The organism is Methanolacinia petrolearia DSM 11571, assembly GCF_000147875.1.
GTDB classification, from domain to species: domain Archaea; phylum Halobacteriota; class Methanomicrobia; order Methanomicrobiales; family Methanomicrobiaceae; genus Methanolacinia; species Methanolacinia petrolearia.
In genome coordinates, this window is record NC_014507.1 from 1,649,515 (window position 1) to 1,671,236 (window position 21,722).

Annotated in this window: 15 protein-coding genes and 2 pseudogenes; 8 read left to right on the forward strand and 9 right to left on the reverse strand. The window is 50.3% G+C overall.

Annotated elements, in window-relative coordinates; all coding sequences use genetic code 11:
* Positions 1-419 precede the first annotated feature (419 nt).
* The gene (locus MPET_RS08230) at positions 420-1,412 is read left to right on the forward strand and encodes a TIGR03557 family F420-dependent LLM class oxidoreductase (RefSeq protein ID WP_013329557.1); all 993 of its coding nucleotides are present in this window, start codon (positions 420-422) and stop codon (positions 1,410-1,412) included.
* 46 nt (positions 1,413-1,458) lie between these two features.
* A complete protein-coding gene (locus MPET_RS08235; protein WP_013329558.1) occupies positions 1,459-1,851 on the forward strand; it encodes a cupin domain-containing protein in 393 nt (130 codons plus the stop codon).
* Between the two features lie 207 nt (positions 1,852-2,058).
* On the opposite strand, the gene MPET_RS08240 is transcribed toward MPET_RS08235, so the two are convergent.
* The 4 genes from MPET_RS08240 to fdhF form a co-directional block, all read right to left on the reverse strand.
* On the reverse strand, positions 2,059-3,054 hold the full coding sequence (locus tag MPET_RS08240) for an ABC transporter substrate-binding protein (protein WP_225353801.1): 996 nt from the start codon (positions 3,052-3,054) through the stop codon (positions 2,059-2,061).
* Positions 3,055-3,236: 182 nt separating this feature from the next.
* A complete protein-coding gene (locus tag MPET_RS08245; RefSeq protein ID WP_225353802.1) occupies positions 3,237-3,548 on the reverse strand; it encodes a DUF1016 N-terminal domain-containing protein in 312 nt (103 codons plus the stop codon).
* Positions 3,549-3,910: 362 nt separating this feature from the next.
* Positions 3,911-5,167 (reverse strand): Coenzyme F420 hydrogenase/dehydrogenase, beta subunit C-terminal domain, encoded by a 1,257-nt coding sequence (locus MPET_RS08250; protein ID WP_013329560.1) that lies wholly within the window; start codon positions 5,165-5,167, stop codon positions 3,911-3,913.
* A 3-nt stretch (positions 5,168-5,170) separates the two neighbouring features.
* The gene (gene fdhF / locus MPET_RS08255) at positions 5,171-7,237 is read right to left on the reverse strand and encodes a formate dehydrogenase subunit alpha (protein WP_013329561.1); all 2,067 of its coding nucleotides are present in this window, start codon (positions 7,235-7,237) and stop codon (positions 5,171-5,173) included.
* Positions 7,238-8,175: 938 nt separating this feature from the next.
* Here fdhF and MPET_RS08260 point away from each other — a divergent pair.
* The 6 genes from MPET_RS08260 (at position 8,176) to MPET_RS08285 (ending at position 14,187) form a co-directional block, all read left to right on the forward strand.
* The gene (locus tag MPET_RS08260) at positions 8,176-8,580 is read left to right on the forward strand and encodes a molybdopterin dinucleotide binding domain-containing protein (protein ID WP_013329562.1); all 405 of its coding nucleotides are present in this window, start codon (positions 8,176-8,178) and stop codon (positions 8,578-8,580) included.
* A 2-nt stretch (positions 8,581-8,582) separates the two neighbouring features.
* Positions 8,583-9,902 carry a formylmethanofuran dehydrogenase subunit B gene (locus MPET_RS08265; protein ID WP_013329563.1) on the forward strand — a complete coding sequence of 440 codons (1,320 nt, stop codon included), beginning with the start codon at positions 8,583-8,585 and terminating at the stop codon, positions 9,900-9,902.
* Between the two features lie 4 nt (positions 9,903-9,906).
* Positions 9,907-11,625, forward strand: a complete 1,719-nt coding sequence (locus tag MPET_RS08270) for a formylmethanofuran dehydrogenase subunit A (protein WP_013329564.1) — start codon at positions 9,907-9,909, stop codon at positions 11,623-11,625.
* Between the two features lie 16 nt (positions 11,626-11,641).
* Positions 11,642-12,445, forward strand: coding sequence for a formylmethanofuran dehydrogenase subunit C (locus MPET_RS08275; RefSeq protein ID WP_013329565.1), 804 nt, complete (start codon positions 11,642-11,644; stop codon positions 12,443-12,445).
* An 81-nt stretch (positions 12,446-12,526) separates the two neighbouring features.
* On the forward strand, positions 12,527-12,910 hold the full coding sequence (locus MPET_RS08280) for a molybdopterin dinucleotide binding domain-containing protein (RefSeq protein WP_048131068.1): 384 nt from the start codon (positions 12,527-12,529) through the stop codon (positions 12,908-12,910).
* Positions 12,907-14,187 carry a formylmethanofuran dehydrogenase subunit B gene (locus tag MPET_RS08285; protein ID WP_013329567.1) on the forward strand — a complete coding sequence of 427 codons (1,281 nt, stop codon included), beginning with the start codon at positions 12,907-12,909 and terminating at the stop codon, positions 14,185-14,187. The genes MPET_RS08280 and MPET_RS08285 overlap by 4 nt, the downstream gene beginning before the upstream one ends.
* 461 nt (positions 14,188-14,648) lie before the next feature.
* Here MPET_RS08285 and MPET_RS08290 read toward each other — a convergent pair whose 3' ends face one another.
* From MPET_RS08290 to MPET_RS08310, 5 genes and pseudogenes are all read right to left on the reverse strand, one after another.
* Positions 14,649-16,502 (reverse strand): molybdopterin biosynthesis protein, encoded by a 1,854-nt coding sequence (locus MPET_RS08290; RefSeq protein ID WP_013329568.1) that lies wholly within the window; start codon positions 16,500-16,502, stop codon positions 14,649-14,651.
* A gap of 13 nt (positions 16,503-16,515) precedes the next feature.
* Positions 16,516-17,751, reverse strand: a pseudogene (locus MPET_RS08295) (molybdopterin molybdotransferase MoeA); the annotation flags it as partial.
* A gap of 718 nt (positions 17,752-18,469) precedes the next feature.
* Positions 18,470-19,039 (reverse strand): hypothetical protein, encoded by a 570-nt coding sequence (locus MPET_RS08300; RefSeq protein WP_013329569.1) that lies wholly within the window; start codon positions 19,037-19,039, stop codon positions 18,470-18,472.
* A gap of 260 nt (positions 19,040-19,299) precedes the next feature.
* Complete coding sequence (locus tag MPET_RS08305; protein WP_225353803.1) at positions 19,300-20,064, reverse strand: methyltransferase family protein; 765 nt, start codon at positions 20,062-20,064, stop codon at positions 19,300-19,302.
* Positions 20,010-21,610, reverse strand: a pseudogene (locus MPET_RS08310) (amidohydrolase). The gene MPET_RS08305 and the pseudogene MPET_RS08310 overlap by 55 nt, the downstream one beginning before the upstream one ends.
* Between the last annotated feature and the right edge of the window lie 112 nt (positions 21,611-21,722).

A 21,722-nucleotide genomic window follows, 5' to 3' on the forward strand; every position in this document is an offset into this window, starting at 1 on the left:
TTTCACATATGATTGCATAGTTATTGGCGAGCAATAGAATGCTGCTTCACGCACCGATTATCATCTTTAATCGGATAATCTGGCAACTATGGCCGGTTAAGCTGATGTAATATACCTCTAATTAGTGACATCCAAAAGTCCCGCCCAATGGCGAGCAATAAAAAATAGCTTTATTTTTAACCTGAAGAAATTACAGAATGTGGATAAGAGTCCACGAAAACCGGAAGCAGACTAAAGCATGGGCGAGGCAGCCTGATTCACACTAGCGAGGTGACACAGCTTACGAAAGGTATCTCCTCATAACACGTGAACACAGCTGAACACGCCGATCAATATATGATCAGAAATGTTATTCAATATTTTGGTCGCCGGTTCCGCCTTCCATGCATTGCCTCTTTTCCGGAAAGGAGGTATTAAAGATGGACACAAAAGTTGGTTATTTCGCATCGATCGAGCAGTACAAGCCGATGGATGCACTTGAACAGTCAGTACGTGCAGAAAAAGTCGGATTCGATTCCATCTGGGTCGACGACCACTTCCACCCCTGGTACCACGACGACGCACAGTCGGGCCAGGCATGGGCATGGATGGGTGCAACTCTCCAGGCGACCAAGAAGGTATTTGTCTCGACATGCATCACATGCCCCATTCTCAGGTACAATCCCGGTGTCGTTGCACAGACCTTCGCCACACTCCGCCAGATGTACCCGAAGCGTGTCGGTATCGCGGTAGGAGCGGGAGAGGCATTGAACGAAGTTCCGGTCACCGGACAGTGGCCCAGCGTTCCGGAAAGGCAGGAGATGACGGTCGAGGCAATCGAGGTCATGAGAAAACTCTGGGAGAGCGATAAACCCGTCACCTTCAAGGGCAAGTACTACAACCTTGAAAAGGCGTTCATGTACACCAAGCCCGACGACGAAGTCCCGCTTTACTTCAGCGGAATGGGACCCAAGGGTGCAAAACTCGCAGGAAAGTACGGCGACCACCTGATGACGGTCTCCGCCGACACCGATACGCTCAGGAACATGACGATCCCGAAGTTCGAAGAGGGTGCAAAGGAAGCAGGCAAGGACCCGAAGAAGATGGAGAAGGCCATGCTGATCTGGTACTCCGTCGATCCCGACTTCGAGAAGGCCGTAGAAGGAAACAGGTTCTGGGCAGGATGCCTTGTCCCGTCTATGTTCAAGTACCGTGTCAGCGACCCGCCGGAAGTTCAGGCACATGCAAACCTCGTACACACAGATACGATAAAGAAGAACTTCCTCTGTGCTACCGATGCCGAAGGTCTGATCAAGGAGATCGAGAGGTTCAAGGAAGCAGGTATAAATCACTTCTGCCTTGGAAATTCGAGCCCGAACGTCAACTACGGTATCGACATCTTCAAGGAAGTTATTCCGGCAGTAAGAGACTGAATCAATCCACTTCATTCTTTTCAGCCTTAAGAACAGGAGGATAGAAATGTACCATAAAAACAACAAAGACGCGTTTGATAAAGGGGTTGTTTTCTTCTCCGATATCGAGATAGAAAGCGACAAGAAGGAATGGTACGAGCACCCGGCATGCAAAGGGGTATTTCTCAAGGATCTCGTAACAGGCAAGGATACGGACGGCAGATTCAGCTATCACCTTGTCCGTGTACAGAAAAACTGCGAGGTCATGGATCATGATCATGAAACCCAGTGGGAGTTCAACAGGGTAATCGGCGGGAAAGGAGTCTTCTTAATGGGAGACAAAGAGATCGTTCTCGCCCCCGGGCAGACCTTCGTCACACCGCCGAAGATCCATCATACCGTAAGTGCATATGACGACGAATTATCGCTCCTTGCGGTATTCATTCCGGCACTGGCATGATTGCAGCACACAAATTCCCTCTCGCTTCATCCCGGACAAAATTCCACCAATCATTTTTTTTCTCCGGGAACCGACACTGACACCACTTTGAAAAAAATTTATGAAATAACGGATCATCCACACTTCTTTTTTATTCTAAACTGATTATTGCGGCGTATGTTTGCCTGAAAAAAATGAAATGCTTGATTATTAGATCCTTTTAAAGATCTAATCTGTTGTAATCCTCTCAAATCCTCCCGATTGCTTTGTAATTGTGGAATATGCTCCTTTGCCGTTGAATTCTTTCATAATTTCATCGGAAACTGCAATTACATCCACATCACTGAAACGATCGGGGTACAATACTGAACCGACATAATAACTGTCTGCAAAGACGAGTTCATGGTTTAGGCCATATCCGGGATAGGGGAGTACTCCGTAGACTTCTCCTTCATCAACGGCCTTAACAGTGTCATAAAGGCCGGATGAAAGTTCATCCTTTATCAGTACAATGTTTGATACATCTGCAAAGATTACTGACGGGTCCCAGCCGATAATCTGCTCTTTGCTGATCTCAACCGTATTTGAGGCTGACTCTACTCCTGAAGCGACATTATCGGAATTTGTCCAGACAAACGGCGGGTACTTGATCTGTGTCGAGGCAAGACCGAAGGCACCCTGCTTTGACAGACCGCCTACATAAACAGGCACTATTTCATCCTCTGATATGCCGTCCGTTCTCTCTTCCAGGTCGGTTACAAGGCTTTTAATATAGGATTTCAGTTCTACCGCCCTTTCTTCCTTATCGATTATTTTTGCGATCAGGTCAAGTGATTGATAGAGATCGTTGTTGTCGTCCATATAATCTATAAAACCTATTCTTCCCACTCCCGGTTCAATTACGACAACCGGGATTCCGGTTTTTGCCTGGAGTTCGTCGGCGGTTGCAACATCAAAATAGGATGCAACAATAAGATCGGGTGATACTTTGACAATCTCTTCCAGGTAAGGAGTACCTGCACCGCCTGCGTCAACTATTGGAAGTTCCTTCAGCTCAGGATGTGCAGCAAGGTAGGGATATTTTGAAAAAGATTTGTTTTCAGTTTCGCTTATTCCCTTGATGAGATCAATTGCATCGAGGTATGAGAATACTCTTGTACTTCCCTGTGCGATTGGAACAACTGAGTTTATCTGCTTCGGAACCTCAACTTCACGGCCAATCATATCTGTAACGGTAATTGTGTTTACAGAGGTTGATTGTTCTTCCGGAGACTGAATAGTCTGATTTTGGGATGTACATCCACAAATTAATGTAGCAGAAATTATTACCATAACCAGAAACAGCAACAATTTGGTGTTAACATTCATTATTTTAATTCTACTCATCCATTTTAATATTTTTTGAATTAGAATTGATCCTGATTTTGAGCATGTCTTAATAGGATCAGGGTAATCGAATAGAAATGAAATTTCAACATGCCAATACGGGCAGAATGAAACCCGAAGGATACTTCCCCCTTTGCAGGGCAGGCGAAAACCGGAAATGCCCGGAAACTCCTTTTGAAGATGCCGGCAAGCATTCGGACAACTGATCTCCCCCAGTCCTCTGCTATCTGCCGCTTTACAATCATTTCCCCTATATCCCAATAAAGTCCGACCAGCTCTTCATTAACAGCTCCAAGTTCACGGTATTGTACATCCCTCTGCCGGTCTTTCAACACGACAAACAAATTGCCATAGTCCCAGGGTAAAAAAAGACAAACATTTGTATTTAATATTTATTTTCCATTCAAACTTGAATTCAGTTATCGGTCATCGTAGTTTTGTAAGAACATCTATTCTTTATTTCTCTGATAAAAGACTCTTGATCATCCAATTCAGGAATTTTTATGCTAAGAATAGCTGAATGGTCTCTATTTGCCATCGAAAATGGGGAACAATCGAAGACCATCCGGCTGCCCACCGGATTCCTGTCCGATCGATCATTCCACCGTTGTTGTAGAGAGATTTCATATGAGGCCCAAGCACTTATTTCCACTATCCGGCGAACCGGGGAAATGAAAAAAATGAAGGGCCGGATTTATTTCAGGCAACCCTTCGCCTGGCCGAAGATGTTGAAGATCTGGTCGTCACCAGTATCGTTCAGGCGCTTTCTCTCCGCCGGCTCCTCAACGAGAGCTAGCACAGGAAGGTCAAGATTGACACCAGGTTCGTAACCGAACATCTCCTGCATCTCAAGCTGGATTGCGTGCATGAAGAGGGAATTAGGGATGTCCATTGCACAGCGTTCCTCGCACTGGCCGCAGTTGATGCATGAATCCGCAATATGCGAGTACCGGATCAGGTGGAACATGAAAGGAGGCGGGATCTGTCCCCTCGGCACAAGGTACGGTTTCTTGGTGCTGCACTCTTTGCAATAACAGATCGGACACGCCTCGATGCACTGGTAGCACTTGATGCACTTCGAGGTCTCATCCATCAGGAATTTAAGACGCTCCGTACCTTCTCCAAGTTTGCTGAACTGTTTCTCCCTGCACTTGTCCGCAAGCTTGAGCATAGCGCCTTCGACCTTATCGCGTATAGCGAGACCCTTCGGGTCTGGTGCGGATGTCGAAATTGCACCCGCTTTCTCCGCCCCGGATACGAGATTTGCACCCTTCTCGCTGCATATCTCGATGAATGTCGCTTTACCGGCTTTATCACCGATGACACCCCAGTTCCCGCACGCGATATCGCACTGCCGCGGGATCTTCGTCTTGCAGCGCTGGCAGTTTGCACGCCTGCCAAATCCTTCCTCTTCTAGTTCATCTATGGAGATACCTTTCTCTCCGCCTTCGTACTCGATGATAAACTGTCCCTTGTCGATCTCTTCCTTTATAACGGAACCAGGATCGACACCGTACTTCTCAGTTATCATCCTTCTGGCGGTCATGGGACTCACTGTCCCGCCGCAGTTAAGACCGATCATTATAAAGTTGTCAAGACTCACCTGGTTCCTCTTGGCCAGTTCATACATCGCCTTTGCGTCACATCCCTTGAGAGTGACGGCAATCTTCATGTCGCGACCGCCGTTGAAGTCCTCTTTGAAGATCTTTGGCAACAGCAGGGTCCCGCAATGAAGAGAACCCGCACACTCTACAATCTTTTCGGGATCTGTAACAAGAGTGGGGACAGCATCATACAGGTCCTGCCCCTTCTTCACTGCAAGTACGGCATCGACAAGTTTGTTTTCGAGAGCGTATTTCAGCAGTGCCGTAACGGCACCTCCGCACTCTCCTCTCTTCAGAATGTCCGCATCTCCGGCCCATGCATATACCATATCGCCTTTAGTCGTCATATCTCAGGCCTCCTCAATAGTTTCAATCTTCACGGCACATGCCTTGAACTCTGGGATCTTTGCAAGCGGGTCAAGAGCATTGTTCGTCAGCCTGTTGGCTGCACATTCCACGAAATGGAATGGCATGAACATGACGCCCTTCTTGATGTCCTCCATCACCTTCGCGGCAACCGTGATCTCGCCCCTCCGGGATACCACCTTTACCATCTCACCGTTCCTGACACCAAGCTCCTTTGCATCCTCTTCGTTTATCTCGACCCAGCCTGTCTTTACCTCGTCATCAAGAGCCTTCGAGCGCCGTGTCATAGAACCGGTATGATAATGCCAGATTATACGGCCGGTCGTGAAGCGGTACGGATATTCCTCGTCGGGAACCTCCGCCGGCGCTTTCCATTCGATTGCGTGAAATACTCCAAGTCCGTCGGGTGTTGCAAATTTTTCCGTATGAAGAATCGGAGTCCCGGGATGATCCACTGTCGGGCATGGCCAGTGAAGTGCCTCGGGGGTTCCGATCCTTTCATAGTTCATGCCGTGGTAGGACGGGGTGAGTTCGGCGATCTCGTTGAAGACATCTTCCGGGGACGTGTACGGGAACTGGTCGGCATAGCCCATCACTGCACTGAGCTCTGAGATAATTCTCCAGTCTTCCTTCGCCTCTCCCGGCGGTTCCTGCGCCTTCCTCCAGCGCTGGACACGTCGTTCGGTATTTGTCTGGCATCCGTCCTTCTCGGCGAAGCATGTCGCGGGGAGCACGACGTGTGCGTACTCGCAGGTCTCGGTAAAGAAAATATCCTGGACCACCAGGAAATCCAGGTTCTGGATCGCCTCCTCGACGTGGTTTAAGTCAGGTTCTGAGAGCAGCGGGTTTTCTCCCATAAGGTACATCGCCTTCAGCCTGCCCGGGTCGTCATGAAGGACATTGAACATGGTGGTGATCTCAAAGCCGTTCTTAGGCTCTGCGATCCCGTCGGGAAATCCCCATGCGTCCTCGAACTTCTTGCGGACAGGACCGTCGACTACTTTCTGGTATCCCGTGAATACATTCGGGAGCGCACCCATGTCGCAGGAACCTTGCACGTTGTTCTGGCCACGCAGAGCATTGACGCCGCCGCCGGGGATGCCGATATTGCCCGTAAGCATCAGCAGATTCGCGGTGGACTTGACATTGTCGACGCCGACCGTGTGCTGGGTGAGACCCATAGAATAGAGAACCGTCGCCGACTCTGCCTTACCGAACCATTCGGCAGCGGTCCTGAGAGATTCTGCAGGAACGCCGACCAGTTCTCCGACGACCTCAGGAGTGTATCTTTCGAGAAGCACTATTTTTTTGAGTTCTTCGTAATCCTTCGTCCTCTTCTCGATAAAATCCTTGTCTTCCCAGCCGTTTCTTATGATCTCCCCCATCATGCAGTTAAGAATCGCGACGTCGCCGCCGCTGTAAAACTGCATATACAGATCTGACTGCCGGGCCGTCGGCGTAAACCTCGGGTCTGCATAGATGAACTTTGCTCCGGCAGCCTTCGCCTTCATAATCTGGCGCCCGATTAAAGGATGCTGCTCGAATGTGTTGCTGCCGAGACAGAATATGCACTTCGACTCGGATATATCAGGAATCGAATTCGTCATCGCTCCCGAGCCGAATGAAGCGGCAAGGCCGACCACGGTGGAAGCATGGCACAGACGGGCGCAGTGATCTATATGACGCGTTTTAAGGACACCCCGTGCAAATTTCATCAGGGCATAATTATCCTCGTTGGAACAGCGTGCAGACGAGAGCACGGCACACTCCTCGGGTTGGTATTTTTTAAAATTTTCCGCGATTATACTGTAGGCTTCATCCCACGTTGTCTCAACATATTTTCCGTCTTTTCTGACGAGCGGCTTCTTCAGGCGATCCTTGTGATTGATAAACTGCCATGCATATGTTCCCTTCGGACAGACCTTCCCTTCGTTGATAGGGGAGCGATAATACGGTGCTGTCCCGGTTACTTTTCCGTCCCTGACCGCCAGGTTAAACGTACAACCGGTACCGCAATACGGACATGTTGTCTGGACATACTTGAAATCCACTAATTCACCTCTGATGCAATTTCTAAAAATCGCTAATTAAACGAATTACATTACTATTGATTAATGTTGGGTGTGTAAAACGAACCTCGGTCAATCAATTGTAATTTATAATTGCTATATATTAATTAAACGCTGTAAACTGCATAGCAATTCGGTTGGGCAAAACTGATGCGCGGATTCGGGCAGCCATTTCCGCCCTGGTTTTCAGTGTGTTTCATATCGAAATAATTTGAGTGCATACCATCTTTTTCCGTCGTTTTGCCCTGATCTCAATAATTGTTGGTGACGATAATTTATTACAACTCGGATTCTGACCGCGAAGAATCACTCAGATCAGATACAATAAGTTTAGTTAACATATACAAAAAATATGTTGTTATGATTTATCTGATGTGGCGACACCCACCCATTTTTAATCAATTTAGTGATCAATTCTGCGCTTCACCTATTCCAAAACCTGAAATGAGCTAAACACATTAACAAATATTTATTAATTATTTCAATAAATCAAACTATATTCATTAATAATCATTACGATGATACACTCAATATTCATCAAAATAATCAGTAATTATAAATAGACACTTCCCAGATTTAAAGTTGTTAAGATGAATACACGGGATTGCCATATGTACAGGCAACATGACCTTACTTTGGTACAGGCCACCCATAAAACCTGTTTGTAAAGGATAGCAAAGCGGTTAGTACACCTCTTGCTATTGTTCTCCGGTTAATAAAGACAGGGCCTGGCCTAAAAATTACCCGCGTATGGCAGTTTGAAAAAAACGTTCATGTAAATAAACCACGCCTGAAAACTCTGCCGGAAAAAGAACGGCAAATTTGAAGAGGCGATAAGAAATGAAACCCTATGATCTGATTTCCGGGAAATTTAAGGCTATAGGCCGGATGAATATTCCCTCAAACGAGAGGTGTTGTTATTGACCGAAAAAATTGAACTAAACCTGATTACGGGCCGGACAATCCAGCAGGGCGTATCGATGGAAGGGGGAAAAGAGAAATCCGACTACCGGGACGCCTGCGGAATCCTGGAACTCGATCCGGTTGATCTGAAGAAGCTGGGGTTGTGGGAAGGCAGCCCCGTGCGTGTTACCAGTTCATACGGCTCGGTTGTTGTAAAAGTAGTCAAAACGAAACAGGGCCCTCACCCCGGCCTCGGCTGGATCCCGATGGGACCTTGGGCAAACCGCCTGACCGATCCGAATACCTACTCAATGGGAATGCCCACCTTCAAAGGTATTCCTGTCGTAGTCGAATCCGCACCAAACGAAAAAGTCCTTCTCTCCCTTGAGGTTATTGAGCAGGGCCTCCTGGAGGATGATTAAACATGCCGGTCAGAGTTACAGATGTAGTGTGCCCATTCTGCGGAACATTGTGCGACGATCTCGAATGCGATATCAGCGACGACGGCAAGAAGATCCTCGAGATCTACAATGCATGCGCAATCGGTGCCGAGAAATTCATGCACTCCCAGTCCGATGACCGTCTTGTCCTCCCGAGGATGAGGCAGGAGGACGGGACCTGGAAGAATGTCTCATATGAGGAGGCCGTAGAATATACCGCGCAAATGCTTTCAAATGCCGTAAAACCGCTTATGTACGGCTGGAGCTCAACCAACTGCGAAGCCCAGAGTATGGGTTCGAAGGTCGGAGAGCTCTGCGGTGCCCAGATGGATAATACGGCGACAGTCTGCCACGGATCTACTCTGATCGCAATCCAGGATGCCGGTGTTCCCACCTGCACTCTCGGAGAGATCAAGAACCGTGCGGATTTCATAATATTCTGGGGCTGCAATCCCGCCCACGCCCACCCGCGCCATATGTCACGCTATTCGATCTTTCCACGCGGGTTCTTTACCGGAAAAGGGCACAAGGGAAGGACTTTCGTAGTAGTAGACCCCCGTCATACAGATACGGCGAGTCTTACGGATTACCACCTCCCTGTAGAGCAGGGGCGGGATTACGAACTTTTAAGCGCACTACGTGTCGTTTTCCACGGCGAAGGCGACAGACTCCCTGAAGTTGTTGCAGGAATTCCAAAGGAGACCATAATCGAAGTCGGAGAAAAGATGAAGGCGGCCAGGTTCGGCTGCATATTCTTCGGCATGGGTGTGACCCAGTCGATCTCGAAGAACCACAACATCGACATGGCGATCAATGTCACACGCGACCTCAATGAATTTTCGAAATGGTCCATCATGCCGATGCGGGGCCACTACAACGTCACCGGCTCCGGAGAGGTGTGGGGATGGCAGTACGGCTATCCTTTCTGTATTGATCTTTCGAGAGGTTATGCACGCTATAATCCGGGCGAGTCCTCGTCCAACGATCTTATCGAGAGAGGCGAACTCGATGCGGTCTTCGTTCTCGGCAGCGATCCCGGCGCCCACTTCCCGTTCAGTGCCGTAAAGAAGATGAACAAACTGCCGTGCGTATGCGTAGACCCGCATATCACGCCGACGACCGTAGTCGCGGATCTCCACGTGCCTGTGGCATTTGTCGGTGTGGAAGTCGGAGGGTGTGCATACCGCATGGACAGCGTTCCGATCGAGACGCACAAGGTCGTAGATCCGCCTGAAGGTGTTCTTACCGACGAGGAGTTCTTAGAAAAGGTCTACGAACGGATGAAAGAGATCAAGGGAGTGTGACCTGATGGAATACATAGTCAAAAACGGTTTCGTCGTCGATCCTGTTCTCGGGGCAGACTGCGAAAAGATGGACATTGCGGTAAGGGACGGCAAAATCGTCGATGATGCCGGCCCGAACGCAAAGGTTATCGACGCGTCCGGAATGCTCGTCATGGCAGGCGGCGTGGATATCCATTCGCACAGTGCCGGCCCGAAGGTAAATGTGGGGCGGAACCTTCGTCCCGAGGACAAGGGAAATCATCCTGAGTTTACAAGGCCACGGTCAGGCGTTAAGAAGATGGAGGCAGGTTTTTCAGTACCTACCGCCTACTCGTCCGGCTACATATTTTCAAGGATGGGCTACGGTTTTGCGACCGAGGCCGCGATGCCCCCGCTCTATGCCAAGCACACCCATGAAGAGATGAGGGATACGCCGATCATCGACGAGGCGGCACTTCCGGTCTTCGGCAACAACTGGTTCGTCCTCGATTACCTGAAGAACCACGAGATCGATAATACGGCAAGCTATATCGCATGGCTCCTGCGTGTGACAAAGGGATACGGCATAAAATGCGTAAATCCCGGCGGAACAGAGGCATGGGCATGGGGAATGAACTGCATAACGCCGAAAGATCCCGTTCCTTTCTTCGATATCACGCCCGAAGAGATTATAAAAGGTCTTATCGAAGCGAACGAATACCTGAAACTTCCCCACTCGATGCATCTTCACTCGAACTCGCTCGGGGAACCGGGCAATTACCAGATTACGATAGATTCGCTGAAATGCGCAGAAGGCATAAAACCAGCAGGCGATTTCAATCGTGACCAGGTCCTTCACCATACACATCTCCAGTTCCACTGTTACGGCGGGGATTCCTACTCGTCAAAGAGTTTCGAGTCGAGATCGAGGGAAGTAATGGACTACATCAACAGCGTAGACAACATCACGTTCGATATAGGCCAGATAACACTGGACGAGACCACGACGATGACAGCCGATGGTCCGTTCGAATACCACCTCTCGCACATGAACCACCTGAAGTGGGTCAACAAGGATGTCGAGCTTGAGACAGCCGCAGGTGTAGTTCCGTTTATCTACAACCCGAATTCGTTCATCGGGGTCGCCCAGTGGGCTATCGGTCTTGAACTGGGTCTCCTTGCAAAGGACCCGATGAAGTGCTATGTTACGACGGATGCACCGAACGCCGGCCCGGTCCACCGCTACCCGCGTGTGATCAAATGGCTCATGAGCTCGAAGGCCCGCGACGATATCCTCGATGCATGCAAGTACGGCGAAAGCGTCCGCTCGCAGTGCTATATCGGCGAACTCTCGGACAGGGAGCTCACTCTTATGGATATCGCAAAGATGACCCGTACAGGTTCTGCAAAGGCGCTCGGTCTGTCACACATGTTCGGATCTCTTAAGCCGGGCATGGAGGGCGACGTCTCGGTCTACCCGATCAACCCGGTGGAAGATCTCGGCGACCCTGACAAGATCGAGTACGCATTCGGAAATGCGAAGTACTTCATAAAGAGCGGCGAGCTGATAATCGACAACGGCGAGTTTGTCAGCAACGGAAACAAGCGGACATTCTGGGTGAGCCACCCGATGCAGCTGACGGATCAGGTTGAACGCGACATATCCGAGCGTTTCAAGAAGTACTATACGGTCACGAGGAACAACTACGGGGTAAAGGAGCACCACTACGTCCCGAACCCGTACGTGATCGAGGTAGGAGCCTGAAAAGAGGTGATTTGTGATGAATACTGTTCAGGTAACAATGATAAAGGACCCGAAGCTCTATATCGAGGCCGAAAATATCGTTCCCGATATTTTTGCAGGCAAGACTCCCGAAGAGATCAGGGAGCTTCCGATATACGAGGGCAACCGGACTTATAAGCTCGGCGAGTATTTCGAGGTCACGGGCAAACCCGGTGAGACTGCAGCAGATACAAAGATCGAGGTCAGGGGCGAAAGTCTCGGCCGTGTGAAATGGATCGGCAGCAGGATGACGAGCGGAGAGGTGATTATCTTCGGGGATTCGGATATGTACACCGGGGCCTTCATGGAGGGCGGAAGGATCGAGGTTAAAGGAAATGTCGGTCACTTTACCGCTCTCGGCATGAAGAACGGGGAGATGATAATCGAAGGTAATGCCGGCAACTATCTCGGTGCCGCGTACCGCGGCGACTGGCGCGGCATGATGGACGGCGTTATTCGTGTCGGCGGGAATGCAGGCTCGGATCTTGCAACGTATATGCGTGGAGGCGAGGTGGTGATCGGCGGAAATGTCGATGTCCACGTCGGCAACCACCAGGAAGGCGGCAGGATCGTTATAAAAGGAAATGCGAAGAGCAAGGTCGGCGGCCAGATGGTCCTGGGAGACATCTTCGTATTCGGAACGATTGATCTGATGATGCCTGGATTTGCATATACCGAAGATGCCGAACTTGAGGTCGACGGAGCGAAAGAGACCTTTAAGGTCTATGAAGGAGACCTCGGGGAACGCCACCCGAAGAAGGGTGGAAAGACCATCTACGGGCACCTGTACGTAAAGGCCTGATTTTTGTAAATTTTGGATCTTGCGGAGATCATATAAATGATTTCCGGGATCTCTTTTCCGGACCTGCCCGGGAGTAATTTTATGAAGTACATAATGCTGACCGGAAGATCGATTAAGCAGGGTGAGAGCATAGAACAAAAACTCTCGCAAAATTACAGCCGGATCACTTCGACATGTTTCATGAATCTTCTCGACATGGTTAACCTCGAAATAGAAGACGGGGAGAACATCAGGGCGATCTCGGATATCGGAGCTGTGGTTTTTCATGTCGCCGGGGATGAGGGACTGAAATCCGGGACGGTATTCATTCCGTACGGACCATACTGCAATATGCTGATCTCCGAGCTTACACATGGATCGGGAATGCCTGATTTCAAATCGTGTGAGATCGAAATCGAGCGTACAGACGAGAATGTTTTATCCGTAATCGATCTCCTCTCCGAAGCCGGAGGTAAGGAATTATGAAAACTACTGCGAATGCGACATGCCCCTTTTGCGGATGCCTCTGCGACGACCTCTCGGTCACTATCGAAGATAACAGGATTATCGCCGTCGACAACGGCTGTGCCCTTGCCAATGCAAAGTTTTTCGATGATAAAAGGCTCCAGCACCCGGTGATCCGTGAAAACAACCGGTTGAGAGAGTCATCATACGAGGAAGCAATAAAGATTTCAGCGGATCTGCTGAAAAATGCCGACAGACCTCTCTTCTTCGGCTGGAGCGGAACACAGGTCGAAGCACAGTGCGCCGGGGTAAATCTTTGCGAAGTCCTCGGGGGAGTTATCGACAATACTTCTTCGATATGCCACGGGCCGTCCATTCTTGCGATACAGGAGGTAGGACACCCCGGCTGTACGCTCGGGCAGGTGAAGAACAGGGCCGACCTCGTAATTTACTGGGGCTGCAATCCGTCGGAATCGCACCCGAGACATTTAAGCAAATATACAACTTATGCATCGGGTTTTTTCGTGAAAAACGCCCACAGGGAGAGAAAACTGATCGTAGTGGATGTGAGAAAGACCGAATCGGCGGATCTCGCAGACGAATTCGTACAGATTAATCCCGGCGGGGACTATGCCGTTTTGTCCGCACTCAGGGCGATAGTCCGCGGCAGATCGGATTTCATCCCGGAAACCGTTTCCGGAGTTCCGAAAGCCCAGCTAATAAGAATTGTCGATATCTGCAAAGATGCAAAATTCGGGGCAATTTTCTTCGGGCTCGGGCTGACGATGTCAGAAAACAAATATAAAAACGTCCGGAATGCGATCGAACTGACGCGTGAACTCTCGCGGCACACCAAATTTACGATAACTCCCATGAGAGGACACTGGAATGTCTATGGTGCAAATGAAGCGTTTACATGGCTGACAGGGTATCCTTATGCCGTCGATTTTGCACGGGGAACCGCCTATTATAATCCCGGCGAGACGAGTGCCGTCGATATTCTTGCAAGAAGGGAATGCGACGTCATGTTTGTCATCGGGAGCGATCCGGGTGCTCATCTCCCGAGAAAGTGCCTGGAATATATGTCGAAGATTCCCGTCATCCTGGTAGATCCGCACATAAACTGCACATCCGTCTTCGCCGACGTCCAGATTCCCGTGGCGATTGCAGGAATCGAGACGAGCGGGACCGCCTATCGTATGGACGGAGTTCCTCTTATGACGAAAAAACTGATTGAGACTGATTTTCCTACTGATACGGAGATAATAAACAGGATTCACGAAATTGTTGTGGGCTGATTATCTCTCCATCAGGCGCATCGTTGACAACCACTCGCCGCGGGCCTGCCAGATAATTTTTTTACAACGCTTTCATTAATTTCCACTGCAATTCTGAAATTCAGTAGAGAATAAAATATTTTAAAATAAGGTTTTGTTGTCTGCATCTCTTTCTTCGGCAACCCCTCGCCGCGTGCCACTCCGCTGGCCCGCGGATCGGCCCCGACCTCGGGGCCTCTCTATCATGATAAGCCACTCAGGGGATAGACGAGTATCCCCAGAGCGGCGAAACGCGGTAAATCCATAGCGTGTAAAAAGGACGTCGCAAATCAATCTTACTTCAACAGCTTAGGGGACCCTCGCTGGTCCCCTGAGCGTGCAATGAGAGAACTATCTTAAGGCAAGGCCCCGAGGCCGGGGCCGTCCGGCGGTCTTTGGCCGCCGGTGCCGGGGTTGCCAAAATAAATTATGAAATAAAAAAATCAAACATATCTCAGAACGCCGGTATATTCCGTGATATAACCCCCGATCCCTTTAAGAATGTCCTTAAAGGCCTGGGAGCGGATGGCGTCGCAGACGATCTTCGTTCTCTCGTCTTCGAGTGTTTTGGCATACATCGCAAGTTCGTACTTCTCGGTCGCGACAGGCACGAACTTCAGGCCATGTATGTTTGCAGCACTCAGGGTGCACATCCCCGCCTCGGCATCGCCGTTCTTTATCGCGAGCGCTACATCGAGATGGGTGTTCATCTCGCGTTCGTATCCGCTGATCTTCGAACTGTCCATTCCCTTTTGCCCGAGCATGTAGTCGAGAAGGACCCGTGTTCCCGATCCCCTCTGGCGGTTGACATACGTATGCTCCTCAAGTTCCTCGAACCTGATCCCGTCCTTCGAGGCGATCCCCTGCTGCCTGTCGGCTACGCAGATGAGAACCAGATCTTCGCCCGGCAGATATTTTCTCAGGTATTGCGTGTTGTAGTCGCCATCGGGGGAGAGGAGATGGGTTGGTGCGGCGTGGCACATGTGCCTCTTCAGTGCAAGAATTCCTCCCATGCTCCCGACATGGCAGGAGTACACGTTTGTCCCTTTTACTGCCGCCATATCGGCAACGTAATCCAGGCAGGGGTCGTGGCTTCCGGTGATCAGGAACGCACTGTCGATCAGGTGTTTATCTGCAAGAAGAGTGATCTCCGATCTTTCGCCTGTTTCGATCCCTTCGGACCGGGAAGAAATCTTCATATATGCGTTCGCCCGGACGGCGCTCATCTGGACGCCCGCTCCCCTCGACTGGGGAACCGCGACGTACCTCCCGTCGATATCCGCAGCCGAGAGAAGGACGAACTCTTCGGTCCCCGACGGGGAAGGTAATGCCTGTGCAATTTCGGCGTTTAATGTCACCGCCTCGGGGGGGTGCAGGCCGTAATATCCGAGAAGCGGCCATACCAGTTCCCTCATTATTGTCCACGAGGCAAGGGGGTAACCGGGGAGACCAATCACCGGTTTATCACCGATCTTCCCGATAATTGCAGGTTTTGCAGGTTTGATCGATATCCCGTGAACGAGAACTTCGCCGAGCTTCGAGATCACCTGGGCGGTAAAGTCCTTTGTCCCGGCGGAAGAGCCTGCGGATACAAGGAGAAAGTCGTTTTCACGGATTCCGGTTTCAATGGCGTCCATTATATTCTCGCTGTCGTCCCTGACGATCCCGTATCTCTTACAGTCGGCACCGGCCTCCCGGAGCATCGCCGCCGCCATATGCGAGTTGCTCTCTATTGCGCATCCTGCCTTCAGCGGTTCGCCGCACCCGGTCAGTTCAGATCCCGTTGGAATGATTCCCGCCCTTACTTCGATAGTTTCTACTTCCTCCAGACCATAGGCGACAAGTGCCCCGATGTCTGCCGGCCTGATCCTGTGAAGCGAAGGAAGTATCATCTCGTACTCCCCGATATCCTCCCCGGCCGGCCGGACATTCTGCCATTTTGCAGCGGCTTTGCGTATTACATATCCGTCCTTTTCCTCCCTCACATCCTCGATCATGATTACCGCATCATAACCGGGAGGAACAATATTTCCGGTGTTAATCCGTACTGAATCGGTGATCTTCACCGGTCTCTGTTCCGATGCACCCCTGGTGTCCGCAGTCTTTACGGCTATGCCGTCCATTGCGCTGAGGTGCGTCATAGGGATCGAGTACCTGGAGAATATCGGTCCGGCAGTGACTCTGCCAAGAGAACTGGTAACCGGAACTGTTTTTGTCCGGGGTTTGAGCTCGAACTCTTCCCTGATTATCTTCTTTGCATCTTCGAGGGACGTCAGGTCGAGATATCTTTTTACCATACATCACTTCCACGGTCTCGCCTTCCTCGAGGCCTTCCAGACTTTCCGGGACAATGACTATTCCGAAGCTATTTTTCAGGGTGTTGATGAGGCTGGACTTTCCGAACAGAGGTATCGCCTGGTCCTCGTTCAGGATCACCCGGACATAATCCTCTCTTCCTATTGAGGATGGTATGTTCTCGGAAAGCCGGGCGGTTTTTATCATCCGCATTGGTATTGTTCCCTGCATTCCCCATAGCATGTCATCGACGAGGGCCATGAGTATGATAAAAGCAGAAGAGGGATGGCCCGGAAGGCCGATCACCGGTTTGCCGCATATGGTGCCAATAATTGTGGGCTTGCCCGGTGCGATTGCGATTCCGTGGACTATTACCTCCCCGAGTTCGTTTATAACCGATACCGTGAGATCGTTTTCGTCCTTCGAGCTTCCGCCCGATATAAGTATGGCGTCGCATTCTTCAGAGGCCTTTTTTACGGTCTCCAAAAGGATCTCCCTGTCATCCCTGACGATCCCGTATTTCCGGGGTATACAGTTGGATTTTATAAGGAACGATTCGCAAAGCGAGGAGTTTATATCACGGATCTGTGCCGCTCCCGGTATAACGGATACCGGAACGAGTTCGTTTCCTGTTGAGATTATACCGACTACAGGCCGCCTTGAGGCCTGAATATTTTCAATGCCGAGTGCGGCAAGAACCCCGCAGTCCTGGGGCCGTAAAACTGTACCTGCACATAGTGCTGTCTCGCCTTCCCTGAAGTCCTCCCCTTTCAGGACAATATTTTCCCCGTTTGCAAGAGGTTTTTGGACGAGAACTTCGTCCCCGAGAAACTCACAGTACTCGACCATTGCAACTGCATCGCAGTTTTCCGGAATGGCGGCCCCGGTGGGAACATACATGCATTCTCCGTGAAAGAGCGGGGAACACGGGGGCTGTCCCATCTCGATCCTCCCCTTATATTCCATTATTGCCGGGATCGATTCGCCTGCACCTGTGGTGTCGTCAGAAAGTAATGCATAACCGTCTACCGTGGATTTTGAAAAGCCGGGGACGTTTATACCGGAGATGACGTCTTCATAAAGAACCCTCCCTACACTCTCTTCGAGGGAGACGGTTTCTCCTCCGGTGTCCGGAGTTATCTCCTTTAATATCTGTTTTACATCCCTTACGGCCCGGATCTCCATGAATTTTTTCATCATACTAACATATCCGCCGGTTAAATGCCTGTTCACCGGTTCTTTCAGGTTCATGAAGTTCTTCTGGAAATTCAAAGACCGGTCTGATGACTTTAACGCTGTTAATTAATCAATATGTCTTAATTCGGATAACAATATAACTATTTAAACTGAATTTAGATTATCCGAATCCACACAAAGATCATTTTCCCATCCCGGCAAATACCTTTTGACTTTAATTTCTTTTTTATTGTGTGTACGGATTATTGCTCATGCGACCCCGGAGACCGGCGAGGGTCCCCCAGGCTGTTGAATTTGGTTTTGTTTGGAAATCCTGATCGAGACCTTTTAAATCCCCTACCTAAATTCCAATAAACTCTTTGGCACTTTGCTATCTACATATCTTTCTTCGGCAACCCCGGCACCGGCGGTCAAAGACCGCCGGACGGCCCCTGCCCAGGGGCCTTGCCCTGAGATTATTTTCTCATTGCACGCCCGGGGACCGACAAGGGTCCCCGGACTGTTGAAGTTAGATTTTTTCTCCGGTATTCAATTCCGGACACGCTTTGAATTCACCGCGTCCCGCCACGCAGGGGATACTCGTCTATCCCCGGAGTGGCCTATCACAATAGAGAGGCCCCGGGGTCGGGGCCGATCCGCGAGCCTGCTGTGCGGCTCGCGGCGAGGGGTTGCCAAAAATAGTGAAACTTGCCTTTAGGCCCACAAAGATTAGCGAAGAGCCTGGATTATTATGGCCATTAATCCAACAGCAGTATTGATGAATCCGTATGTCTTAATAAAGACCCTTCAGTTTGTGCGGATCAAAACCCATAGCGACTAAAGCCTCGTCGCCGGACATGGGAGCACCGGCCTTATTAATGACTTTAATGCCGAGATTCATAATAGAAAAAGGAAGATTCAGTCCGAACATATCCACACATCGTTCTTCATGATATTGCATATTAACGTAGTTTCTGACAGTGCCCCTGTCGACGACGACATTCATCTTTTTCAGGACGCCGGAGACCCGGTTGAAAGGCATCGAACTGCCAAGGCTTACGCAGAGGTCCACAACAGGTATGCCCATTCTTGTCCCGGGATAGAACGGTTCGTAGGCATATGAGAGCCTCCCGCACTCATGGCAGAAAAATCTCTTGACAGCTACATCGATATAGTAAGGTTTTCCTTCGGACAGGACACAGGCGAAATGCTTCTTTTTAAAATCGTACCCGCGAATCTTACCCTTGCAATAAGGACACTTGTCAAGATTTTCAAATCGTATTCCCTCCATTCCCCATAGTGCAGCATTAACAATTTCTGAAACTACCGGTGAAATCGAAGGGTCTCCTCTCATATTTACCATCTATATATTTGATCTTCCGACCCGGGCTCCTTCCCTGCCATGATTATTCTGAACCATATATCAGATTAAACCTTTTATGTTTACCTGAATATATTCCCGGAGCTCATTTTATAATCTTGCCCTCAGAAGTCATGCCGATGACCGACAGAGTCGGACCAAATCTCCCCGGCGGGATAATCGGAATTAGATTATCCGTATAATATGCTAATAAACACGATTCAGTCTTTTTTCAAAAGAATTTTTAGTAGTCAGGTAATTTTTTACCATATCCCGGGGATAAGGCGATATCTGACTTTATTTGAATATTCCAGGTATCCATTAAGCTCACGGAAAAGCGTATCATCTTCCCTTTTTGTTCTCACAACAAAGAGTGCCGCCGTTATCAGGGCAGGAAGCAAGGCATAGAGAGATCCAAGTACCAGAGGTTGTGTGATAACGATCAGAAAAAATCCAAGGTAACCGGGATGACGGACAAAACGGTAGGGGCCGGTTGTGACGGTACGGTGACCCTTTTCGTCCTGGATACGGACAACGAGCGAAAAGAACCGGTTTGTAAGCATTGCCCACGAAAAGATAACATAACCAAGTATGAAGATGCCAAGGGCCACAGCCTGGACGGAAATCGGGATCTGCCCGGTCCACCCAAACCGCATGTCAAGTCCTGCGACCAGAAGCGGCAGAAGACCAAAAAGATTCATTACCCTGACCATTCGCATATCCCAGTCCTTCGCCCCTGCCTGTTTATTCATACGTTCCACGATCAGATCGGGGCTACAGAACAAAGTGACAAGAACGGTAGCAGCACCTACTGCGATGAGAATCACCCATGCCATCGGCCATTTAAGAGTCCCCGACGATAGGAAAAGGATAATCCCCATAATAATCACGGAGAACATTCCGGAGATGAGACCTTTCACCCGCAGGTTGCGTTCGTCCTCATGGGACATGTTCTCAGTGATCCCGGTCCGGTTCATGCGGACTCTTCCGCTTTTTTGTGCCGGTACACGATCCTGCCGTCCTTCCATGTTTCATCGACTACCGGAGGATTGCGGGGATCGAGCTCTCCCTCGAGTATTACGAGATCCGCGACGAGCCCTTTCTTCAGCATCCCGCGTTCGTTCTCCTGCCCTCCGGCATGGGCACCCCCGGCCGTATACATCCAAAGCCATGTTTCGAAAGGCAGCACCTGATCCGGGAATACGGTATTCCCGTCCCCGTTGCTCATTGTCGATCCCATCACGGCCCCCCGGATCGGGTCCCGTGCATCAATAAACCCGCCGGGATCGTCGCTGGATGCGGCAACATGAACGCCGGCACGAAAGAGGTCGGCATAGGCCAGCCACCGTGCATTCTCTACCGGAGCCCGAGCGTAACTACCTGCCCGCATGAGAAACTGGGGCTGGATGCAGGCGCACCCTCCCATGTCGGCAAGACGTTGGATCTGGGATTCCGAAGGGTTACGTGCTCCAGGCGGGGTCGCATTTCAAAACCGGCAGGAGCAGATTCTGCGGCTTTTTCAAACGCATCCAGAACCGCATCCGTGGTGACGTTCCCAAAAGAATGGACACAAACCCGGAAACCGCGTCGTGTTGCATCAAGCAGAATGTCAGCGAAGTCGTCACGGTAACTGCCGCTCTGTATGTTCCTGCCCTGAATTGTCATGGCAAACGCCACCGTTTCCTGCGTTGCCCCGTCGGCAAAGACTTTGACCGGGCCTATGCGGAGATGTTGATCGCCGATGCCTGTTGCGGGCCCTTCAAGCCATGCTCCCGGATGGTTGTCGAGAAGCGTTGCGCCGTGGGGCATCATAAGCACAGAGACCGGCAGTTCCCCCTCATCATGAAGAAGGTGATACGCCGCTGCTGCGGCAGGAGTGACACCCGGATCGTGGATTGCAGTCACACCGAACGGGAGAAGTTCTTCTGCCCGTGCCCGGATGAGATCTGCATGTTCGCGGGTGGCGGCCTTCATGGTCAGACCATATACAGGGGCCTGCGCATTCTCGATCAGAACGCCGGTTGGCACCCCGTCGGCCTCCCGCATAATGATCCCGCATCGTGGATCGGGTGTCGACCTGTCGATGCCTGCAATTTCCAGCGCCCGGCTGTTCGCGACACTCATGTGAAAAGTGGCCTGGATTACTAGTATCGGACGAGAGGAGCTGATTTCGTCAAGATCCTCCCGTGACAAGGGAATCCCGCCGGATCGTGCATCCAGCCACCCGAAACCGACAATCCAGCCGTCTCCGGGATTTTTTTCTGCGTGTTTTGCTATTGCATCCAGGAGATCTTCCTTTGTTACAATGTCGAACAGGTTTGCCCATCCGGGGAAGAAACAGCTGAATGATGATAAATGATTATGTGAATCGATAAATGCGGGCAGGAGGGTCCGGTCGCCCAGATCGATTATTTCTGCATCGGGGAACTGTTTCGCAATCCCTGCATCGCCGACGTCTATTATGAGGTCGTCTTTAATTACAACTGCACCTGCATGATCCTGTTCGGGGTCCATTGTGAGGATCCGCCCGCCGGTGAATACCGTTATTTTTCCGTTCTTTGTTGATATAGTCATATTTGCCTCAGAGTTGTCAGTTACAGCAACCGCAGGAACACCGGATACCACCAGAATTTATTCCGCAAGACTGCCGTACTTCAACAATTCTATTTTTCTACCAATAATTAAT